Origin of the sequence: Methylobacterium sp. J-001 (genome assembly GCF_022829565.1) — a bacterium.
In the GTDB taxonomy this organism is placed as follows: domain Bacteria; phylum Pseudomonadota; class Alphaproteobacteria; order Rhizobiales; family Beijerinckiaceae; genus Methylobacterium.
Window position 1 is genome coordinate 1 of the sequence record NZ_JAKSYN010000159.1, and the last position, 664, is coordinate 664.

Sequence of the window (664 nt, forward strand, 5' to 3'; positions counted from 1 at the left end):
GATGCTGGTGATCGCCGCGCTGGTCTGGGCCGGGGACCGCAAGGCGCCGATCTTCCGGCACACGCGGCTGGGTCGGGACGGGCGCAGCTTCGGCCGCCTGAAGTTCCGCTCGATGGTCGCCGACGGCGAGGGGGGGCTCGCCGCCCATCTGGCCGCCAGCCCGCAGGCCCGGGCGGGGTGGGCCGCACCGGGCAAGCACAGCGAGGCGCGCGGCAGTACCTCCATCGGCCAGGTACTTCGCAAGAGATCGCTGGACGGGCTGCACCAGCGATGGACCGTGCTGCGCGGGGAGATGAGACAGGTGGGGCGGCGGCCGAGCGTCCAGGCCGAGGGCGCCCGCTACGGCCCGGCGTTCGCGACCGGCTTACCGGTGCCGCCGGGGCTGAACGGGCTGTGGCAGGTCTCGGGGCGCTCGGACACGACCTACGCCGAGCGCGTGGCGCTGGACCTGGACTATGCCAGCCGCTTGAGCCTGCGCCGGGACATCGCGAACATGCTGCGCACCGCCCCGGCGGTTCTGGCCCAAGTCGGCAGCAATTAGCCCGGCCAGCCGAGCGCTCGGCCTGCGCACGTCGCGGTGCCCGTCGCGGACACGCGCCGCGCCGCTAGGGCCTGGGCGGCGCCGCGGGTGTGCGGGGACGGGGTCGCCGACGGGATCGTCATG

The 664-nt window shown here is 75.0% G+C and carries 1 protein-coding gene; it reads left to right on the forward strand.

The window, feature by feature from the left end; genetic code table 11:
* Positions 1-541, forward strand: a 541-nt coding sequence (locus MKK65_RS19955; RefSeq protein ID WP_243959904.1) for a sugar transferase, incomplete at its 5' end; no start/stop codon positions are given.
* Positions 542-664: the final 123 nt, after the last annotated feature.